15 protein-coding genes and 3 pseudogenes are annotated in these 18524 nt (G+C 50.9%); 10 read left to right on the forward strand and 8 right to left on the reverse strand.

Annotation, left to right across the window (positions count from 1 at the left end; translation table 11 throughout):
- Window positions 1-23 precede the first annotated feature (23 nt).
- On the reverse strand, window positions 24-962 hold the full coding sequence (gene ribF, locus PT300_04395; GenBank protein MDF7679892.1) for a bifunctional riboflavin kinase/FAD synthetase: 939 nt from the start codon (window positions 960-962) through the stop codon (window positions 24-26).
- Between the two features lie 332 nt (window positions 963-1294).
- Here ribF and rpsT point away from each other — a divergent pair, with 332 nt between their 5' ends.
- Window positions 1295-1567 carry a 30S ribosomal protein S20 gene (rpsT, locus tag PT300_04400; protein ID MDF7679893.1) on the forward strand — a complete coding sequence of 91 codons (273 nt, stop codon included), beginning with the start codon at window positions 1295-1297 and terminating at the stop codon, window positions 1565-1567.
- 100 nt (window positions 1568-1667) lie between these two features.
- Here rpsT and dnaJ read toward each other — a convergent pair whose 3' ends face one another.
- The 6 genes from dnaJ to mog form a co-directional block, all read right to left on the reverse strand.
- Window positions 1668-2795, reverse strand: a complete 1128-nt coding sequence (dnaJ, locus tag PT300_04405) for a molecular chaperone DnaJ (GenBank protein MDF7679894.1) — start codon at window positions 2793-2795, stop codon at window positions 1668-1670.
- Window positions 2796-2884: 89 nt separating this feature from the next.
- Entirely contained in the window at window positions 2885-4798 is a 1914-nt protein-coding gene (gene dnaK, locus PT300_04410) for a molecular chaperone DnaK (protein ID MDF7679895.1), read from the reverse strand.
- 254 nt (window positions 4799-5052) lie between these two features.
- The gene (locus PT300_04415; protein MDF7679896.1) at window positions 5053-6063 is read right to left on the reverse strand and encodes an iron ABC transporter permease; all 1011 of its coding nucleotides are present in this window, start codon (window positions 6061-6063) and stop codon (window positions 5053-5055) included.
- Window positions 6060-7016 (reverse strand): ABC transporter substrate-binding protein, encoded by a 957-nt coding sequence (locus tag PT300_04420; GenBank protein ID MDF7679897.1) that lies wholly within the window; start codon window positions 7014-7016, stop codon window positions 6060-6062. The genes PT300_04415 and PT300_04420 overlap by 4 nt, the downstream gene beginning before the upstream one ends.
- 22 nt (window positions 7017-7038) lie before the next feature.
- The gene (locus PT300_04425) at window positions 7039-7842 is read right to left on the reverse strand and encodes an ABC transporter ATP-binding protein (GenBank protein ID MDF7679898.1); all 804 of its coding nucleotides are present in this window, start codon (window positions 7840-7842) and stop codon (window positions 7039-7041) included.
- A gap of 161 nt (window positions 7843-8003) precedes the next feature.
- Window positions 8004-8642 (reverse strand): molybdopterin adenylyltransferase, encoded by a 639-nt coding sequence (gene mog / locus PT300_04430; GenBank protein ID MDF7679899.1) that lies wholly within the window; start codon window positions 8640-8642, stop codon window positions 8004-8006.
- A 437-nt stretch (window positions 8643-9079) separates the two neighbouring features.
- Between mog and vgrG the strand changes: the two are divergent.
- From vgrG to PT300_04475, 9 genes and pseudogenes are all read left to right on the forward strand, one after another.
- Window positions 9080-10449, forward strand: a pseudogene (vgrG, locus tag PT300_04435) (type VI secretion system tip protein VgrG).
- Between the two features lie 583 nt (window positions 10450-11032).
- Entirely contained in the window at window positions 11033-11185 is a 153-nt protein-coding gene (locus PT300_04440) for a hypothetical protein (protein ID MDF7679900.1), read from the forward strand.
- 58 nt (window positions 11186-11243) lie between these two features.
- Entirely contained in the window at window positions 11244-13004 is a 1761-nt protein-coding gene (gene tssF, locus PT300_04445; GenBank protein MDF7679901.1) for a type VI secretion system baseplate subunit TssF, read from the forward strand.
- A complete protein-coding gene (gene tssG / locus PT300_04450) occupies window positions 12959-14059 on the forward strand; it encodes a type VI secretion system baseplate subunit TssG (GenBank protein ID MDF7679902.1) in 1101 nt (366 codons plus the stop codon). Before tssF ends, tssG begins: the two co-directional genes overlap by 46 nt.
- Window positions 14040-14573, forward strand: coding sequence for a type VI secretion system lipoprotein TssJ (gene tssJ / locus PT300_04455; protein MDF7679903.1), 534 nt, complete (start codon window positions 14040-14042; stop codon window positions 14571-14573). The genes tssG and tssJ overlap by 20 nt, the downstream gene beginning before the upstream one ends.
- Before the next feature lie 134 nt (window positions 14574-14707).
- A complete protein-coding gene (gene tssA / locus PT300_04460; protein MDF7679904.1) occupies window positions 14708-16318 on the forward strand; it encodes a type VI secretion system protein TssA in 1611 nt (536 codons plus the stop codon).
- A 380-nt stretch (window positions 16319-16698) separates the two neighbouring features.
- A complete protein-coding gene (locus PT300_04465) occupies window positions 16699-16962 on the forward strand; it encodes a DUF2442 domain-containing protein (protein MDF7679905.1) in 264 nt (87 codons plus the stop codon).
- A 203-nt stretch (window positions 16963-17165) separates the two neighbouring features.
- Window positions 17166-17860, forward strand: a protein-coding gene (locus tag PT300_04470) for an IS1 family transposase (GenBank protein ID MDF7679906.1) whose coding sequence is annotated in 2 segments (ribosomal slippage) — window positions 17166-17424 and window positions 17424-17860 — 696 coding nt in all. Because the reading frame shifts where the segments join, the coding sequence is not laid out codon by codon here.
- A gap of 19 nt (window positions 17861-17879) precedes the next feature.
- Window positions 17880-18206: pseudogene (locus PT300_04475) on the forward strand (IS1 family transposase).
- A gap of 29 nt (window positions 18207-18235) precedes the next feature.
- On the opposite strand, the pseudogene PT300_04480 reads toward PT300_04475, so the two are convergent.
- Window positions 18236-18355, reverse strand: a pseudogene (locus tag PT300_04480) (Arm DNA-binding domain-containing protein).
- Window positions 18356-18524: the final 169 nt, after the last annotated feature.

An 18524-nucleotide genomic window follows, 5' to 3' on the forward strand; every position in this document is an offset into this window, starting at 1 on the left:
TTTGATAAATACCTGCAGGTTGATTATACCTGCTTGGTTAGCCCAAAGAACTCACGGGCCGTTAACTCATCATGTGCAATTTGTGTCTTGAGTTGATCAAGTGACGCAAATCGCTGTTCGTTACGTATCTTTTTACGCAGTATGACATTGATATGGCGACCATAAAGATCCATCACCACATCCAGAAGATGAACTTCCAGTTGCTGGCGTACACCCGCAACGGTAGGCCGGGTGCCAATATTAGCCACCCCCATGAACGCATTATCTCCCAGCCCGGTAACTTCGACCGCATAAACGCCCTTTACCGGAGAAACCTGGCGGCGCAGCGGGACATTGGCTGTCGGGAAACCGAGGGTGCGTCCAATTTCATCGCCATGAACCACCCGCCCGGAAATCACAAACGGATGACCAAGTAATATTTCTGCTTGCGCCAGATCGTCCTGTTCCAGCATCTGGCGAATCACCGTACTGCTGATCCGCCTGTTGCCTTCACAAAAGGCCTCGGTGCTGATAACGTCAAAGCCGAAACTTTGGCCTGCGCGCTGTAATAATGAGAAATCGCCTTCGCGTCCGGCACCAAAACGAAAATCATCACCGACAGCGAGAAACTGGACGCCTAATTGCCGAACCAGCAGTTCGCTGATAAACGTATCGGCGCTCAGGGCGGCAAAACGACGATTAAATCGCACACATAACACATAATCGACACCGCTTTCCGTCAGATAATTAAGCTTTTCCCGTAAGCCAGTCAAACGTGCGGGCGCTTTATCGATCGCAAACAGCTCCAGTGGCTGAGGTTCGAATAGCATCACGACCACCGGTAAATCACGCTGGCGACCTTCAGCGCACAGGCGGTGCAGTAACGCCTGGTGCCCACGGTGTACACCATCAAAGTTGCCAATAGTCAGTACACACCCATGCGGCACCTGAGTGAGATTATGTAGGCCACGTATCAACTTCATGCCAGGCTCAAACCAGTGAAAATCGTTCGAGTATACCTTGTACAACTGGCAACGTTAACCCACGATTGCGCTTCCTGGTTGAAAGATCCACCATGATTTATTCATCCGTTGCAGAAACAGGGTAAAAAACGAGATCAGCATGATGATTTTTGTCGTTGAAAAGCTGTATTCGCGCGTCACAAGCTGATAGAATCTGACGCCATCATTACGTAATAAAGCGTTGTTAGTCTACACGGCGTTTATTTACACAAATCCATTGACAAAATAAGGCTGAACGGGCATATTCCTCGACCTTTAGATTGTCCATATAGAATACATTTGGGAGTTGGACCTTGGCTAATATCAAATCAGCTAAGAAGCGTGCCATTCAGTCTGAAAAGGCTCGCAAACACAACGCTAGCCGTCGCTCTATGATGCGTACCTTTGTCAAAAAGGTATACGTCGCTATTGAAGCTGGCGATAAAGCCGCAGCGCAAGAGGCGTTTAACGTCATGCAACCTATCGTGGATCGCCAGGCTGCTAAAGGCCTTATCCATAAAAATAAAGCGGCGCGTTATAAGTCAAACCTGACGGCTCAGATCAAGAAAATGGCCGTAATGGCCTGATCACCGTGTTGTTTGATAAAAAAACCCGCATTTGCGGGTTTTTTTATTTCCGCAGAAAAGCGGCTTTTATCACCAAACCGCTTTTCTGCGACATGACCATTTAGTGAGTTAAATCATCGAAAAACTGCTTCACACCATCAAAGAAACTTTTCGAACGCGGACTATTTTTTTCACCGGTTGGGCCACCAAAGCTTTCCTGGAGCTCATTTAATAACTGTTTCTGCTTTTCATTCAATCCTACCGGTGTTTCCACGACCACCCGGCACAATAAATCGCCCTGTGCACCACCACGTACTGACTTCACACCCTTACCACGTATGCGGAATAACTTACCGGTTTGTGTTTCGCCGGGTACTTTCAGGTTGACACGACCATCAAGGGTCGGCACCTCGATTTCACCACCCAGCGCCGCCATGGTGAAGTTAATCGGTACTTCACAGTACAGATTGTTACCTTCACGCTCAAAAATAGCGTGTTGTTTAACCTGAACCTGAACGTAGAGATCCCCGGCCTGAGCGCCATGTTCCCCGGCTTCACCTTCACCGCTGAGCCGGATACGATCGCCGGTATCGACGCCCGCAGGGATCTTCACCGATAATGTTTTGGTTTTCTCTACGCGACCATGACCGTGACAGCTATTGCACGGATCTTTTATCAACGTACCCCGTCCCTGGCAATGTGGACATGTTTGTTGTACAGCGAAAAAGCCCTGACGCATCTGTACCTGTCCGGCACCATGACAGGTTGGGCAGGTCTGTGGCTGGCTCCCCGGTTTTGCACCACTGCCATGACAGGTTTCACACTCTTCCAGTGTGGGAATGCGTATCTCTTTTGTTACCCCACGCACCGCCTCTTCCAGCGTTAGCTCCATATTGTAACGTAGATCAGAACCACGTGACTGACGTTGACGGCCACGACCACCGCCAAAAATATCGCCGAAAACATCGCCGAAAATATCACTGAAATCGGCACCGCCGCCAAAACCACCGCCCATTCCCCCTTGCTCAAAGGCAGCGTGACCATACTGATCGTAGGCAGCCCGCTTTTTATCGTCGGTCAGAATTTCATAGGCTTCTTTGATTTCTTTAAATTTAGTCTCGGCTTCTTTATCACCTGCGTTGCGATCCGGATGGTATTTGATCGCCAGGCGCTTGTAGGCCTTTTTAATTTCGCGCTCATCCGCTGTTTTGGAAACGCCTAAAATATCGTAAAAATCTTGTTTTGCCATTGGTATTTTTCAGCCCCATAAATATAACGGCACGGGCGAAGAGAAAACCTCTGCGCCCGTGCCCTTGTTTCTACCCGCTCAGAGGGTGATTATTTTTTATCTTTCACTTCTTCGAACTCAGCATCAACAACATCGTCATCCTTCGCGTTGTTTTCAGAAGCATCACCCCCACCAGCTTGTTGAGCATGCTGTTGTTGCGCCAATTCTACCAGTTTTTGCGATGCCTGGGCCAGCGCCTGTATTTTTGCTTCAATATCAGCTTTCTCTTCACCTTTCAGTGCGGTTTCCAGCTCAGTCAAGGCGGACTCGATAGCTGTTTTATCATCAGCCGATAGCTTATCACCAGCTTCTTCAACCTGTTTGCGGGTGCTATGCAACAGATGATCACCCTGGTTGCGAACCTGTACCAGCTCTTCGAACTTACGGTCAGACTCGGCATTCGCTTCAGCATCGCGAACCATTTTTTCAATTTCCGCTTCATTCAGACCGGAAGATGCTTTAATGGTAATTTTCTGCTCTTTACCACTATTCTTGTCTTTTGCGGAAACATGCAGAATACCATCAGCATCGATATCGAAAGTGACTTCGATCTGTGGCATACCACGCGGTGCCGGACTGATACCATCCAGATTGAACTGACCCAGCGATTTATTATCAGCTGCGCGTTTACGTTCCCCCTGAAGCACATGGATAGTTACCGCTGACTGATTATCTTCTGCGGTAGAGAACACCTGGCTGTGCTTGGTGGGGATAGTGGTATTTTTAGCGATCAGCGTGGTCATCACGCCGCCCATCGTTTCGATACCCAGCGATAACGGTGTAACGTCGAGCAGCAGAACATCTTTAACTTCGCCTGTCAATACCCCACCCTGAACTGCAGCACCGATAGCGACAGCTTCATCGGGGTTAACGTCTTTACGTGGTTCTTTGCCAAAGAACTCTGCCACTGTCTTTTGCACTAATGGCATACGTGTCTGACCACCCACCAGGATGACGTCATTGATATCAGAGACTGATAGCCCGGCATCTTTCAGGGCAACTTTCACCGGCTCAATAGAACGTTTGACTAAATCTTCCACCAGGCTTTCCAGTTTTGCACGGGTCACCTTGATATTCATGTGTTTCGGGCCACTGGCATCGGCAGTGATGTACGGCAGATTGACATCCGTTTGTTGCGCAGAAGAAAGCTCAATTTTCGCTTTTTCTGCCGCTTCTTTCAGACGCTGCATCGCCAAGGGGTCATTGCGCAGATCAATGCCTTGTTCTTTTTTGAACTCATCAACCAGATAGTTAATCAGACGGCTATCGAAATCTTCGCCACCCAGATGGGTATCACCATTAGTTGCCAGCACTTCGAATGTTTTTTCACCGTCAACTTCGTCAATTTCGATGATTGAAATATCAAAAGTACCACCACCGAGGTCATAAACCGCGATAGTACGGTTACCGACTTCTTTATCCAGGCCGTAAGCCAGTGCCGCTGCGGTTGGCTCATTAATGATACGTTTTACTTCCAGACCTGCGATACGACCCGCATCTTTAGTGGCCTGACGCTGAGCATCATTAAAATAGGCGGGCACAGTAATGACGGCTTCTGTTACCGGTTCACCGAGGTAATCTTCGGCCGTTTTTTTCATTTTTTTCAGCACTTCAGCCGATATCTGCGGCGGTGCCATTTTTTGTCCTTTGACTTCCAGCCAGGCATCGCCGTTATCAGCATCTACAATTTCGTAGGGCATGATAGAGACATCACGCTGAACTTCATCATCTTTAAAGCGACGACCAATCAGGCGCTTAATCGCAAACAGTGTATTTTTCGGGTTGGTCACGGCCTGACGTTTAGCCGGCTGCCCTACCAGCGTTTCACCATCCTGGGTATACGCGATAATAGAAGGTGTAGTGCGGTCACCTTCGGCATTTTCAATCACACGAGCATGTTTACCATCCATGATCGCCACACAAGAGTTGGTCGTACCCAGATCGATACCAATAATTTTACCCATCTAAACGTCTCCACTAAGAATTCAGTCAACATGTGGTTGTGAACCTGTAATCGGGGCTTCAATACCCTGTCATCTTACGGGCTCATTCACTGCCGTTGACTACTAAATGGGGTCGCTCACTCCTTCATCAAGGGGGAAGATAAAAAATATTTTATTTTTTATCTTCCCGATTAAGCACCTGCTTTAGCTCGCATGGTTGATGTTGATCGCAAGGGAAAGTGGCCTGATATTCATCGTCTGCAAGCGAAAGAATATCAGGAGGAGAGGTTACGGGTCAGCAGAATAATAATAAACAGGCCGCCGATAGCGGCGGTAATGATGCCAATCGGCAACTCTTGCGGAGCCAGTAGCGTCCGGCTGATCAGGTCACTGCCACACAACAGCACCGCCCCCCACAGGCCACAGAGCGGCAGCAGCAGCAGATGTCTGACACCAGAAAAATAGCGGCACATATGGGGTACCATCAAGCCGATAAAGCCAATCACGCCGGTTAATGCCACCAGCAGAGAAGTACACAACGCACAGCAGAAGAAAACCTCCATCCGCAGACGATTGACGTTAATGCCCAGTGACTGTGCCGTCTGTTCGCCCGCCAGTAAACCATCCAGTAGTCGCCAGCGTAGTACGATAAAAGTGATAAGAAACAGCAAGCTCGCTATCACATAAGGTAAGTTATCCCAGCGCGCCAGACCCAGGCCGCCCAGCGACCAGAACAGCACAGAACTCGCCGCGCGTTGATCACCAGAGAAAATCAGATAACTGGTTAATGCACCGAATAAAAAAGAGATTGCCAGACCACAGATAACCAGGTGTTCCGCACTATTTTGCTTCTTAAAATGAAAAAGCAAAATCACCGCCACCGCCGAACTGATCCCACCGACGAATGCCGATACCGGCATCGTCAGATCGCCAAGCCGTTCGGCAAATCGGGTTATGACCAGTACAGCGCCCGCCGATGCGCCGGAAGAGAGCCCGAATAAAAAAGGATCAGCCAAATCGTTACGGGTTGTCGTCTGTAAAAGACCGCCAACCATCGCCAGTATCGCGCCCGCCAGCACCGCCAGTAGAGTTCTCGGTACACGTAAATCGATGACAATTCGGCTGACCATATCGGAGACTGGGGCATCCACCAGCCCCAGTGCTGCCAGTACCTGCATCAGTGATAAAGGGACGCTTCCTTTCGTCACGCTGAACAGCATTAATATGATTAATGCAATCAGCGATCCGCCCACGGCCCACAGGTAACGGTGTGAAGTGAAAGTCATTTCGCTTCCGCTGGATACAAGGCGTGCGCCAGTTTTTCAATCGCTTTGATATTCGCCGGGCCAGGGGTTAACTCCGCATATTGCAGCTTCAGATAACGTTGCTGCTTCACGGCGCTGGTCTGTTTCATTAATGGGTGATTTTCAAGAAAATGACGCAGTGAATCCGCGCCTTGAGCAATCTGGTAATCCAGCAGAATAATCAAGTCTGGATTGGCGGTTGCGACGCTCTCCCAGGAGGTTGTGCCCCAGCTGATGGCGAGTTCATCCATCACATTTTTGCCGCCTGCCGCTTCAATAATGGCGGTTGGCATGGCATACCGGCCACTGGTAAAGGGTTTATCCTCGCCAGAGTCATAGACAAACACTTTCAGCGGTTGCGTACCTTGTGGCGCTGCAGGCAGTGCGGCCAGTCTTTTCTTCCAGCCATCGACCAGTGCCTGAGCTTGCGCCTGTTTAGCAAAAATCTTACCCAGTTTCAGTTCATCGTTATACAGCAGATCCATGCTCGCTTTCTGTTTATTATCAGTGGTAAAAACGCAACTCTCACTCAACACCAGCGTTTTGATACCATACTTATCCAGCGCCGTCGGCGTTACGTCACCGCCCACTTTCATGCCATAATTCCAGCCAGCGAAAAAGAAATCAGGGTTAACCGCCAGTAAATTTTCCAGTGAAGGATATTTAGGTGCCAGTTCAGGGATCGTCCCCAGCGCTTGTTTAAATTCCGGTGTCATTTTGTACCAGCCACTGATCCCGGTAACACCAACAATATGATCCTGTATTCCCAATGCGAAGGCCATTTCAGACATATTAAGATCATGGATGATGGCTCTTTTCGGTGCCTGAGTAAAAGTCAATGGTGTTCCACAACTCTCAACTGTCACCGGATAATCAGCTGCATTGGCCACGGTTACTGACGCTACTGTAATCAAACTAACAAGCCATTTATTCATTTTTTCATCCTTAAAACAGCAATTAAACAGCATCAGGAACTTCAAAAAGACGTAACGTTTTTCCATTATCAGGATGCTGCACGGTAAAAGTGGTCAAACCAAAGACGGGATACAGTTGTGCCGAAACCAGTACGCGCGCGGGGATATCCCAGGCGACAGCATGGCCCTGCGATAGCAGCAATACACGGTCAGCAAAAGCGTCAATCAGTGAAAGATCGTGCAATACCGCGATGACCGTCATGCCTTTTTTCTTCACTGATGACAGCAGTTCTACCCGCCCTGGCAGATCGAGATGGTTCGTCGGTTCATCCAGTAATATGATCGTCGGGGATTGTGCGAGGACACGCGCCAGCGCCGCGCGCTGCCGTTCTCCGCCTGACAATGAAGAAAGCGAACGCTTTCGCCATTTCTGCATACCGCTATCATTAATCGCCTGGCTTACGATCGTATCGTGTTCATGGCGTGATGCGCAGTGGATATGAGGAATACGGCCAAGCGCAACGTAATCTTCTACTGTCAGCCGTAAATCAGGCGTATCATTCTGGGAAAGCACCGCAATTTGCTGTGCGCGTTGCTGTCGGGTCAGGCTGGAAACAGGGTGTCCTGAGAGCAGGATTTGACTCTTTTTGGCACTCAGAACCTGGCAAATGACGCGCAGCAGTGAGGTTTTACCACTGCCATTCGGCCCGATTACCGCCAGACGTTCCCCTTTACAGACAGTAAAATGAATATCTGACAGGATCTCACCGCCCCCTGGCCGTGGTAATGATCCAATATTAACACTGAGTACCGGCTCACCTGGCATGTCGTGATTCGTCAATCTCATTTGTCAATCTGCCACTATGGCGCGCTTTGTTTTCGCTGACAAAGCACGACATCCTGTCTTTATCATAGTAAAGATGATAAGCAATATCATTTAAAAATAAATGCCGAATAGTGCTATATTTTATAATGTGTTATGACCATAATCCTTATAATAAAAAGGGATTATTTGTCACGTTTATCGGCACTTTGCTGCTGAGATCCGCTATCGGTGGTGGCTTGCGCTATCACACGCCTGGCACTTTCAGGACGAAAAGCGACCACCACCTCTGATGCTGTCTCAATATAAGGCCCTTCAAGTAACTGTATACAGTAGGGAACACTGGCAAAAATCCCTGACACCAGCACCTTACCTTCTGCGTTTTTTACCCCTTCGAGCGTTTGCTGAATCGCTTTCGGCTGGCCGGGTAAATTGAGGATCAACGCCTGCTTACGAATCACGCCCATCTGGCGAGACAAGATCGCGGTCGGCACAAAGTGCAGGCTAATCTGGCGCATCTGTTCGCCGAAACCAGGCATAACGCGATCAGCTATTGCCAGCGTCGCATCGGGGGTGACATCACGACGGGCGGGTCCCGTACCGCCCGTTGTCAGGATCAAATGACACCCCATCTCATCAACCAGCTCACATAAGGTTTGTTCGATAAGTGCCTGTTCGTCAGGAATTAAGCGTGACTGAAGTTTAAAAGGCGTCGTTAATGCCCGGTCCAGCCACTCGGTCAGCGCCGGAATGCCCTTATCCTGATAAATACCACCCGACGCGCGATCCGAAACAGAAACTAAGCCAATTCGTAACGTATTCATTGTTATTCCGTTTAATAAAATGTTTACAGAGGAAGGTGCCATCATACTGTAACCGTTGTGCGCTTTCCCGAATAATTCAAGCGATCGCGGGCAGACACCAAATGCCAGTCAGCATCACTATCTGATTGACCATTAAGACCACAAGCCATCTCCCTGTGATATTGATCGCAAAATAAGCATGAAAATAATTAACGACGGAAGGGTGTCATCGTGATCGCTGACGGCCTGTGGCAGAATCAGGCCATCTGTTATCAAGGGAGTAGACAGCGGCGACCTTTTTATCTCCTGAAATCATCTTTCCGTAGCGTGCTGTTAATAATATCGCGGATGAATTTCCGCCGGTAAGGCCTGACAGGGAAATGATACTGATGCTGTCAGGCAGGACAACAAATCATTTCATTTTCATGAACCCCAATAATATTCATGAGGCCCGCATAATGAATCAGCCCGATTTAATAACCCCTCCGCTCAGCGCCCTGACAGCAAAGGGCCTGAACCGCTACCGTCTGATTATTCCCTCCTGTCCGGCACTGCTGGATGTGGAGGAGTTCAGTGGCCGGGAATCACTGAGTGAGCTGTACCGTTACACCATTCAGTTCACCAGTGACGAAAGGAATATCGATGCGCGCCAGATACTGAACCAGGGGGCCACGCTGATGATGGGCACCGGGCCGCTGCTGGCGCTGAGCGGACAGAAACGGGTTCACGGCGTGGTGACGTACTTCAGCCGGGTGGGCGGTTCGCGCGAGCAGGCGACCTACCGGATTGTACTCGAGCCGAATCTGTCGCGCCTGGACAGGCAGTACCGCAGCCATCGTTTTCTGGTGGATAAATCGGTGCCGGAGGTGGTGAAGGCGGTACTGGAAGAGCACGGACTGAAAGGGTGGGAATATGAATTTCATCTTCAGAGGGACTATCCGAAAAGGGAGCAGATAAACCAGTATCGCGAGAGTGACCTGGCGTTTACAGAGCGTCTGCTGGCGGAGGTGGGGATATTTTACTACTTCACGCTGCAGCCGGACACGCAGACGGAGGTGATTCATTTTGCCGACGGCCAGCATGCATGGCGTTACGGGAAAAAGCTGCCGCTGAACAGTCCGTCGGGGGCGAATGACGGCGGGGTGGAGTCGGTGTGGGGCGTGCAGGTCGGGCACCGGATGGTGGCGCGCACGGTGACCACCGGAGACTACAGCCACCGTGAGGCGCAGAACATCCTGACCTCAGAGGCGGCGGATATGAGTCGTGGTGAAGGGGAGGGGATGACGTATGGTGATGTTTACCGTTACGGAACGCGGCGCCGTGAGCGGGGAGCGAAAATCAGTCCGGCTGCGGAAAGTGGCAACTTTCTGGCGCAGCTGGCCCATGAACGCTTTCTGGCGGGGCAGAGCACGGTAAGCGGGAGCAGCAGTGATGCGACCCTGGGCCGGGGCAGGTGCTGGACATCAGTGAAACGGTGATACCGCCGACGCTGCCGCGGGAAGCGGCGGGCGGTGTGCTGATAACCGGGGCGGATTACAGCGCGAGCCGGAAGAATGCGCTGCGGGTGGCGTGGCGGGGGATACCGTTTCGTGATAACCGCTGCTGGCGGCCGGAGGAGAAGGCACGCCCGGTGATAAGCGGCACGCTGATGGCGCGGGTGACCAGTGCCAAAAGTGAGGACATTTATGCATGGCAGGATGGTTCGGGGCTGTACCGGGTGCAGTTTGATGCTGACCGTGATGAAAAGAGCCGCGGGATGGAGAGCATGCTGGTGCGGCTGGCGAAACCTTACGGCGGGGACAGATACGGATTTCACTTTCCACTGATAGCCGCAGGCTACTACTTTATTGCTATTTATCTTCAACGGGGCTTCGCCGGGTTAAAACAAGACCCGGAAATGGCGTTGCGTTATTTTCGTAAGGCGGCAGATGAAGGGAATCCACAGGCTCAAGCCTATCTCGGAGACAAACTGGCTCCGGCAGATATGGCACCGGATGTCTCCCGACAGTTGCTACGTTGTAACGAATAGGCTGATAGCTCCGTGACATCGATCGGAGATATTATATTGCTTCCGCTTTATCTGCTTGTGATAATACAGAATTAAAATTAATAAATTTTTTGTGTTGTGACAGAGATTATCCCTGTAAATTGATGGCAGGTGATGGAGGCCAGAGAATCTAGTGCTTGCCGTTAGACGTTCTGGTTATTTATTCCGCTCAATCTATTAGTATTAATAATTATTATGGCGGGTCGTCTTTGTGGTTGAATGTTACTTGATGGTAGCGAAATAGTAGCAATATGTTTTTTATATTAACATGCCGTTATCCAGAATGATTTAAATCGTTTTGTTTTTTTCTATATACGTTATGCATCGGGTTACGGCTTATTCTGGCTGATGGTGTGGTGCTGTTATGTTAATTAATGACCGGGTTATCACGCTGGTCGGTTTCCATCTGCTGCGTAAGATAACCGGCGAGCGGAGCATAAATGATGTGCTGAGTATTATCCCCCGCATACCTCCGCCATTATTCCTGACGGGTTATGCGGTAAACCTGGTAAATTAACAGAATCGCTCTTTTCTTTTAATGTCCTGAAATAACCTTTCCGGAGAGTGCTGTTATTATGCAAGATTTAACCCTGCGCTATTTTGATGCGGAAATGCGTTATCTGCGTGAAGCGGCAAAAGAGTTTGCCGAAGCCCATCCTGACCGGGCAGCAATGCTGGATCTCGATAAAGCGGGCACCCCTGATCCGTATGTCGAGCGTCTGCTGGAAGGGTTTGCGTTTCTGACCGGCAGATTGCGCGAAAAGATTGACGATGATCTGCCAGAGCTGACAGAAGGGCTGGTCAGTATGCTGTGGCCGCACTATCTGCAAACGATCCCGTCACTGTCGGTGGTAGCGTTCACGCCACAGCTGTCGGAGATGAAGATAGCGGAAGTCGTGCCGGCCGGACTGGAGGTGTATTCGCAGCCGGTAGAGCCGAAGAATACCGTCTGTCGCTACCGTACCACTCAGGCACTGAAGCTCAATCCGCTGGCGGTGTCGCAGGTAACGATGACCAGTGAGCCGGATGGTCGTTCATTGCTGCGCCTGCGTTTTGCCTGTAGCTCCCAGGCCGACTGGTCGCAGGCTGACCTCAGCGATCTGAGCCTGTATCTTGATGCCGATGCGCCAGTCAGTAGTCAACTGCATCTGATGCTGACGAAACGTCAGGCAGCACTGTACCTGCGTCTGCCCGGCGAGGAACGTATTCGCCTTGATGGCTACTTCTCACCCGGTGGATTCCGGGAGGAAGATGCGCTGTGGCCGCAGGGCGATACCGCCTTCAGTGGCTACCAGTTACTGCTGGAGTATTTTACCTTCCGCGATAAGTTTATGTTTGTCCATCTGCATGGCCTGGAAGGGATTGTCCTGCCGTCGGGGATCGCCGGTTTTGATATTGAGATGGTCTTCAGTAGCCTGTGGCCTGCCGACCTGCCGCTCACTGATAGTGCCGTGCGTCTGCACTGCGTGCCAGTGATTAATCTGTTCACGCTTGAGGCCGATCCGCTGCTCATCAGTGGTGAGGAGAGTGAATATTTACTGCGTCCCCAGCGGTTACAGGATGGTCATACTGAAATTTACTCCGTGGATTCAGTGACCAGCGCCAGTCAGAATCCCCACGGGGAATATGTGCCATTTAGCAGCTTTCGCCATAAAGGCGGGATGATGCGTCGTGAGGCACCACCCCGATACTACCATACCCGGGTGAAACGTAACGTCAGTGGACTGTATGATACCTGGCTGATCCTCGGGGGGCAGCAATGGCAGGAGGATCGGCTGCAGGAACGGGAAACGGTATCGCTGCATATTACTGGTACCAATGGCCAGTTGCCACGCCGGGCACTGCAAAGCACGCTGCTTGATCGCTGTGAACAGAGGGTTCAGACGTCACTTACTGTGCGTAATTTGTGCAAGCCGACCTTGCCAGTCTATCCACCCGCCGAAGACCGTTTCCACTGGCGGGTGCTGAGCCACCTCGGCTCCGGGTTCCTCAATATGATGAGCAGTGCGGAGGTACTACGCGGTACTCTGGCGCTGTATAACTGGCAGGAAGATGCGCTCAATACCCGGCGGCTGGAGGCGATCCGCCAGGTGACCCATCACCGTATTCAGCGTTTTGAGCAGGGCTATCTGCTGCGGGGTATTGATATTGAAATTACGCTCGACAGCAATGGCTTTACCGGCGAAGGGGATATCCATCTGTTTGGTGAACTGCTGAACCGCTTTCTCGCGCTGTATGCCGATATGAATCAGTTTAATCAGCTTACCCTGATTGTTCAGCCAGAAGGAAAATGTATCCGATGGAAAGAGAATCACAGTCTGCGCCTGCCCGGCTGATGGCAGCGCTGGGTGATCGGCTGCCGTACATTAATTTTTACCGTTTCTGTCAGTTGCTGGAACACAGCCAGCTGGACAAACCGGTAATCGGCAGTGACTGGCGATTACGTGAGGAGCCGGTGCGTTTTCGTCCTCATCCGGGAATGGGTTTTCCGGCGGGCGAGCTGAAAGCTATCGAACCCGCGGAACATCCGAACCAGCCGTCTGTCGTGCGGGTGACCTTTATGGGATTGTATGGCGTGGAGTCGCCGCTGCCATCGTCCTATGTCAACGATATTACCCAACAGCGGGAAGGGTATGAAGCCACGGCCGATTTTCTGGATATTTTTAATCACCGGTTGATTGCTCAGTATTATCGTATCTGGCGAAAATATTCTTATCCGGCCACCTTTCGCGATGGCGGACAGGATGACATTTCGCAGTATCTGCTGGGACTGGCGGGACTGGGTATTGACGGCTGTGCAAAGAACATCGCTACCCCGGTATCGCGCTTTCTGGCGTTGCTGCCGATGATGGTTCAGCCAGGCTGTACAGCTCAGGGACTGTCGTCACTGATACGGTTACTGGCTCCCCATACCCGCGCCACGCTCTGGCATCATGATAAACAGCGCATCCCGCTGGAAACCCCATTGACGATGCGCGTCAGTCAGCCGGTCAGCCTGAAAAGCCGTCCGATAATGGGTACTTACGCTACCGATGTTAATGGTCAGGTGCTGATGCATTTAACCACCACTGACCGGGAAGAAGCGCAGGGCTGGTTGCCGGGGGGAAGTCTGCACAATGACTTAATGGCGCTGCTACATGTCTATCCCGGTTCACGGTTTGATGTGCGGCTGCGGTTGTCAGTACCCCGCAGCCTGCTGCCAGATGCCACAATGCGCTGCCACCCTGGCAGCGAGGTGGCACAACTGGGACGCACTGCCGTAATGCGTCCTCAGGCGGCAACGACGCCGCCCTCATCAGCCATGATAACGATCAGTCTGGGGCGTTTTCAGCGGCTACAGCAAAATATTCATCGCAGGGAGACCGACGAAAATGGCGATTACCATTGGTAATATCCGCTGGCTGCTGATGGCGGCCATCATCACTTCATTAGCCGGTTGCGGGCTGACACAGCAGGTCAGCGACAATACGGTCGCTATGACCCGGGCAATTTTTTATAAGCAAGTTAAAACATTGCATCTGGAAATCCGCGCCCGTGAGGCGGTTAACCACAACGCGGGTGGTGTGTCACTGTCCACGGTAGTGCGAATTTATCAGCTTAAGGCACGCAACACCTTTGATAGTACCGATTACCCGTCACTGTTTAAGGCTGATAGTCAGGCCATTCACGCTGATGTACTGGCACAAAAAGATATCCGCCTGCAACCGGGAGCCACTGTGACCGTGACGATGCCATTGGCGGAAGAGGCCAGCTATGTGGCGTTGGCAGGGATGTTTCTCGCTCCGGATCAGCAGCGTAACAACTGGCGCATCGTGCTGAGTCGCGATGACCTCGATCCGGACAAAGCGCGGATTATCGAAGCGGGAGATAACCGGCTGACGTTGCTGGAGATAAAGGCGAAGTGATATTGCCGGGGCAGAATTGTACTTTCCGGAAGACAAACCGGATAGCCAGGGCTTTGTTCGCCTGCCAGAAGCCATCTTCTCAGTCAGCGCGGATGCCATAACTAACACGATGATATTCATCAAGGGAACATAAAATGACGATGGCAAAAGCATTGCTGGCACAGTGTGTGCCCGATGAAGCCCGGCAGTTATCGCTGTGTAACAATTTACAGGAGAGATTATCGCAATGGGATAACTGGCTGAAACCTTTAGCTCAGGGGGAAGGGGTAGGGCAGGATCCTGTCAGTGATGACGATTTCCAGTTGATGCGCGAGGAGATCAACAAACTTTCTGGCACCGATGGTGAAAAACTTTGCCAGTTGAGTGAAAAAATTCTCTGTTATAGCGCCAGGGATTTCCGTGTCGTCACCTGGTATATCTATGCCCGCCTGCAACGGGAAGGTGAGATGGGGTTGTGTGAGGGACTGCAGTTGCTGACTGCGATGCTTATGCGCTACGGTGCGCGCTGTCATCCGTGTCGTCCCAATGCGCGTAAGTCGGCGCTTGAGTGGCTCAACAGTACCAAAATGCAGGATGCGCTTGCACGCTGGCCGGATGCCAACCGCGAGCAGACTTCTCAGACTGCTGCCGTGCTGAGTTTGCTGGAGAGTCAGCTGGAAAGCTGGCCGCAAGCTGAGCGCCCGGTACTCAATGGCTTAACCCGTGTGCTGGAGGAGCGTCTGGCGGGCTCCGGCGGACTGGATGGACTCACGCCGCAAAACAACACATCCGTTGACACTCCCGCTGATTCGACGCCTAGGCCGTCAGCGCCAGAGAGTAGTGTCAGGTCCGAGGGCGAATTTTTAAGTCAGTCGAAAATGCTCTCCCGCTGGCTGGCCGGGCAGTCGAATGGCTGGCTGGCGTCCCACCGCCTGATGAAAACAGTTCGCTGGGATACCGTGGCGCAACTTCCGTCGCTGGATGCCAGCGGTCGTAGCCGACTTTTACCACCGAAAGCGGATTATCGCGCGCAGCTGAAACGTCTGTATTTGCAACAGAACTGGATAGAGCTGGTCGAGCAGGCCAGTACTATTTTTGGTGAAGGCGGCAACGGCTTCTGGCTCGATCTACAGTGGTATCTCTGGCAGGGGCTGACCTATGCCGGACACCCCTGGGATAGCTGGGCCGATTATATCCTCAGCGATCTGCGGTTGTTGCTGGCCCGGCTGCCGGGGCTTGAACAACTGTTGTGGAGCGATGGCTCTCCGTTTGCCGATGAAGTGACGCTGATCTGGATCAGAGAAAAGGTTAATGACGATCTGTCTGGGTTTGGCGATCAGCCGGTGACGGTAAGTACGGAACGACAGGCGGATGACATTTTCGCGCTGGAAGAAGAGGCGATAGCAAAAGGTGACAGCGACGGCCCGGAAGCAGCGCTGGACTGGCTGCAGCATCGTCCGGGGATGGCGTCACCTCGCAGCCGCTGGTTACTGCGTCTGTTGATGGCCCGTGTTGCCGAACAGTTTGGCCGCCATGAAATGGCACTTCATCTGCTCGCTGAGCTATCGAAGATCGCACCGCAACTGACACTCAACGACTGGGAGCCTGCGCTGTTATTTGAAGTACAAGCGCGTCGCCTGAAGTTATTGCGTCTGAAAGCCGGTCGTAGTGAAAGCGATAAAGCCCGCCTCGTTGCGGAAATGGATGAGCTGCTGGCCAGCCTGATTGCTATCGATCCAGCGAGGGCGATGGTGTTGTGTGGCTGATAAAATCTGACAGGGAAAATAGTATGCCTGCGGTCTTAGAGCCTATCCCATTAGGCGTTATTGGCGCAGCCAGTTTGGACACGGACAGCGCGGAGAAACCGCAGCGTACACGGAGTACGTGAGGATTTCGAGCACTGCCCAGGGACAAAATGGCAAGTAAAATAGCCTAATGGGATAGGCTCTTAAGGAGTGGTGCTTTTCGATTCTCCTTTTACAGTCATGAACCTGATGACCCACATATATTGATAAGGGTAATGTAACCGCTCTAACAGGGTTACATGATATCAGCGTCGTGTGGAGTGTAGGATTGGTTTCGCACGAACTTCATGAATGATAACATCTGGTTAAAGAACATCAGATAATACTCCGGGAGGCCTGGGATGCTGATTTCACAAAGTGAGAATGATATTCGCGTCATGAATGTCTGCATTGATGATGATTGCCTGACAGTTGATCTCATGGATGGGCGTAGTATCTCTGTTCCTGTTGCCTGGTTTCCTCGTCTTGCTGCTGGTACGGCTGAGCAGCGACAAAACTGGATACTTTGTGGTGCGGGATATGGTATCCACTGGCCTGATCTGGATGAGGATCTGAGCACCGAAGGGCTGCTGCGTGGTGCTAAAGGTGTGCATCCCCGGTTCTGACGGGGGTAATCTGACAACTGTCTTGACACTTATCGGTCAACGTGAATGGTAGCATGCAGATGCCGGGGAGTCGTCAGCAGTCGGGTAGCTCCTCTACTCAACACCAGGAATGGTGACAACCTCAGCAACTGGTATCAAGTGGGGGTTATGTATTCAACATATTGATCACGTTGTATCATCGCTCTTTTTATCAGAGACACCAGATGGCTAAAATTGACGTAACATGCCCGTTTTGTCAACAAACTGAACCCGTTAAAAAGCATGGCCTGGGTAAGTCCGGTTTTCAGCGCTATCGTTGTCAGTCATGCTGTCGTACTTTCCAGACCGATTATGCTTATCGTGCCTGCCGCCCCGGCATGAAAGAACAAATTGTTGACCTTGCTATGAATAATGCCGGTATCCGTGATACCGCACGGACTCTGCATATCAGCATCAATGCCGTTGTCCGCACTTTAAAAAACCCGCGCCACGATGTGTAACCACATTGCCGCTGGATAATCTGCAAATCCAGCTTATCTGTGAAGTGGATGAGATGTGGTCTTTTGCTGGCAGTAAAAAGCAGCAACGCTGGCTGTGGTATGCGTGGGAGCCTCGTCTCAAACGTATTATTGCGCCTACTTTTGGGCGCAGGAGCAAAAAGACACTGCGCAGGTTACTGAGATTATTATCAGGTTTTCATGTCGCCTTCTGGTGTACCGATAACTTCAGCGCATATGACATACTGCCGGATGAAAAACATATCAGGGGTAAGCTTTACACGCAGCGGATTGAACGGGAAAACCTGAATCTGCGTAACCGCTTAAAGCGACTGAATCGTAAGACCCTGGGGTACTCAAAATCTGTTGAGATGCATGACAGGATCATCGGCACTTTTATTGAGCGCGAATATTATATTTGAGACAATATAAACATATTGAATACACCACCCATGGGAGCCTCGTCTCAAACGAATTATTGCTCATACTTTTGGACGCAGAAGCAAAAAGACACTGCGCAGGTTACTGAAATTATTATCAGGTTTTAATGTTGCCTTCTGGTGTACAGATAACTTCAGCGCTTATGATCTGCTGCCGGATGAAAAACATATCAGGGGTAAGCTTTATACACAGCGGATTGAACGGGAAAACCTGAATTTGCGTAACCGATTAAAGCGACTGAATCGTAAGACTCTGGGGTACTCAAAATCTTTTGAAATGCATGACAGGATCATTGGTACTTTTATTGAGCGCGAATATTATGTTTGAGACGAAATAAACACATTGAATACATCACCCATACGCCAATACTTTGAACCGTTAGGATGAAGGAGAAGATACATACCTGCACCATCAGTGAGCTTGATCTTCTTTTCTGGGGTTTTTGCGTTTTTAATCTGAATGTCAGTCAGAGCCATCGTTGAGCCTCCATTGATGGTACAAAACTCATCGAACTGGATATGCCAGCAAATATACCATCAAAACAGTATAGCTGTAGGTAGATTTCAGTAGATGAGAGTAGACAACGAGATGGGGTAACTAACTGATTTCAGAAAGCAAAACGGACGTCAGTAGACGTCCGTTTAT

Source organism: Enterobacteriaceae bacterium ESL0689 (assembly GCA_029433525.1).
GTDB lineage: Bacteria > Pseudomonadota > Gammaproteobacteria > Enterobacterales > Enterobacteriaceae > JAQTIF01.